Source organism: Halomonas sp. MES3-P3E (assembly GCF_002836035.1).
Lineage (GTDB): Bacteria > Pseudomonadota > Gammaproteobacteria > Pseudomonadales > Halomonadaceae > Vreelandella > Vreelandella arctica.
Genome location: NZ_PJBT01000078.1, coordinates 1 through 2,579, shown reverse-complemented (window position 1 = coordinate 2,579; position 2,579 = coordinate 1). Strand labels below are relative to the sequence as shown.

The following is a 2,579-nucleotide window of genomic DNA, read 5'->3' as shown; positions in this document are numbered from 1 at the left end:
GAGGGTCGGCAACGATTCTGACGAAATCCTCCAAAAAGCGCATTAACCATCTGTTTTACAAGCCCTAAATTAACTATTTCATCGCGTGCAGACGATGCGTTACCTGCCGTATTCCCACACCCAGTAGCCAAAAGCCGCGGCACATAAAAGCCATGTGCCAATAACGACTGCGGCCGCAACGTGGCTGATCGGCTTGGTTGCCACTTTAGCTGCTTTCGAGCGACTCGCTTCTATCACATTCGATGGCGTCAGCTTGATGACAAGGACGATGCCCAGCGGGACCAAGATAATGTCGTCAAGATAGCCCAGGATCGGTATGAAGTCCGGAATGAGATCAATTGGACTCATGGCGTACGCTGCGATTGCGAGCGCAAGCAGCCGAACGACTATGGGGGTATTCGAGTCTCGCGCCACAAAATAAACCGTCAGCGCATCATGCTGAATGCGTTTTGCCGCAGCTCGCAGCCTGCCAAAGGTCACGGTAGACATCTAAACTTCTCCTTGCGCGATTGGCATTACTCGCAACTCTCAGGGATGATCAGGCCGAGACAATAGCGGGCTATTTAGCCAGGCTTGTTTGTAGTTGTTTCAACTGACCCTGGAGGACAGCTTTTTCCTGCAGTAATTCGCGATTCTGATCGTTGAGGAACTGGTTTCGGTCGTCAGCCGCTGCCACGCGCTCTCTGAGGTCGGAGATCCGCTGCTGGCAGGCCGCGAGATGTTTTTCAGAATCCGTTAGGGCCGCACCAAGCTTCTCCCGGTGTTCGGCGTCGCTATCTCGCTCCAGCTGGAGGCGGTCGACTGTCGCTTCCAGCGTTTCTGTTCGCGTTGCCCATTGTGTTATGACGGCCTGGCTCGCGTGCAACTTTTCTTTCAAGTTTTCAGCGTGATCCTGACTGGCCTCATAGCGCTGGTTTATTTGGTCGCGATGTTGTCTCAGCGTGTCGCGGTCCTGTTCGCTGGAGCGGAGCTGCTGCGTCAGCTGATCCACCTGACCCTCCAGCCCTGACTGGGTCCTGTGGAACTGGTCCCGTTCATGACGGCGATCCTCGGCAATCTCCTGCTGGTAGTGCTCGAAATGGCTGCGGATATCGCGGTTTTCCTGCTTCATCTCTTGGACGGTTGCAGTGGTCTCACTGAGTTTCTCCTGACTTGCCTCCAGTTTGGACGTGAGTGAGGCCGCCCGGTGCTGTTCCTGTTGCAGAGCGTGGGCCTGGGCATCGCTTTCGTTGCGAAGCGCTTCATTGGCCTTCTCCAGCCCGCAGCGTTGCTCTTCCAGTGACTCGCACCGCTGCCGCACCTCTTCCAGCTCGGTGCGCCATTGCTGTTCCAGCGTCTGGTGCGCTTCGCGCTCCTGCGTAATACGTTCATCGGCCGCGTATTGAGCTCGCTCATGCAGGGCTTTCACGGCGGCCACCAAGTCAGCCGGGAGTCCGTTCAGATCCGCTGCGGCTTCGCTGCCTGTTTTCCAACGTTTCAGCATTGGCCCGAGAGTGCTGCGACTGCCGGTACCGAGCTCCGATCGCACCCGGTCGACAGTGGGCTCGTCACCGCGTTGGCGGACGCGTTGCGCAGCGTTGGCGACATCCTGGTAGGTAATTCCGGCGCGGGCCATGACATGCCTCATTTTTATCATATAACGTGATATGTAATATTACGTTATTTATGAGATAATTAACAAAGTTAATTTAAGACCCATAACGCACGTTAAAGCGTATTAACGTGCGTTAGAGTGTGGTCTGCTCTATTCTGCCCCTGTAACACCGGTACACCACCGGCTCTTGAGAGCACGCCTCGAATTGGAGTGATCATGGATCCAAAACCCACCACCAGGTCCACATTACGTAATACGGAAAAGACCCTGTTAGCCGATTCGGCTAATCGGTACATCCACATGGCCACCACGGACAACACGCGCCGAACCTACCGTGCGGCCATTCGAAGCTTTGAGCGCTGGGGCGGACGTCTACCGACACAGCCGGCGACCTTGGCGGCCTACCTGTCCGACCAGGCAGTCGCGCTTAATCCTCGCACGCTGGATGTCTACCTGACGGCCCTGGGGCGCTGGCACCAGACTCAGGGATTGCGTGATCCCGCTCGGGACCCTGGCGTGCGCAAAACGTTGGAAGGGATTCGTCGCGTCCATGGTCGGCCGAAACGGCAAGCCCGGGCGCTGCGCCTCGAACACATTGCCGTCTTTCTGCAAACACTCCAGCAGCAGCCTGACTCGCTCAAGAAGCATCGCGACTGGGCCCTGCTGCAGGTCGGTTTTTTTGGGGCGTTTCGCCGCAGTGAGTTGGTGACTATTGAAGTGGAGGATTTGTCGTGGGAGCCGGAAGGGCTTGTGGTGACTCTGCCGCGCTCGAAAACGGATCCTCACGGTGAGGGGCTAAAGCGGGCCCTGCCTCGGGGCAACGGGCCGGTCTGCCCGGTCAGTGCCCTCGAAAACTGGCTAAAGCGCGCGGGCATTCACGAAGGACCCGTCTTTCGAGCCGTCAATCGCTGGGATCGGTTGCAACCCCAAGCCCTCTCAGGCGGGTCAGTGAACCGTATCCTGAAGGCGCTCGGGGAAACCTGCG

General features: G+C 57.3%; 3 protein-coding genes. 1 reads left to right on the top strand and 2 read right to left on the bottom strand.

What is annotated here, in order from left to right; all coding sequences use genetic code 11:
• Nucleotides 1–99 precede the first annotated feature (99 nt).
• Together CXF87_RS11810 and CXF87_RS11805 are read right to left on the bottom strand one after the other, a co-directional pair.
• Complete coding sequence (locus CXF87_RS11810) at nucleotides 100–489, bottom strand: YkvA family protein (protein ID WP_008295667.1); 390 nt, start codon at nucleotides 487–489, stop codon at nucleotides 100–102.
• Between the two features lie 70 nt (nucleotides 490–559).
• Nucleotides 560–1,615, bottom strand: coding sequence for a DNA-binding protein (locus CXF87_RS11805; protein WP_023659525.1), 1,056 nt, complete (start codon nucleotides 1,613–1,615; stop codon nucleotides 560–562).
• 195 nt (nucleotides 1,616–1,810) lie between these two features.
• Here CXF87_RS11805 and CXF87_RS11800 point away from each other — a divergent pair.
• Nucleotides 1,811–2,579: integrase (locus CXF87_RS11800; RefSeq protein ID WP_232774904.1), on the top strand; the 769-nt coding region annotated here is incomplete at its 3' end.

Bases quoted from the DNA above. Each gene is read 5' to 3' on its own strand.
- CXF87_RS11810 (WP_008295667.1), bottom strand. From the start codon at position 489: ATGTCTACCGTGACCTTTGGCAGGCTGCGAGCTGCGGCAAAACGCATT.
- CXF87_RS11805 (WP_023659525.1), bottom strand. From the start codon at position 1,615: ATGGCCCGCGCCGGAATTACCTACCAGGATGTCGCCAACGCTGCGCAA.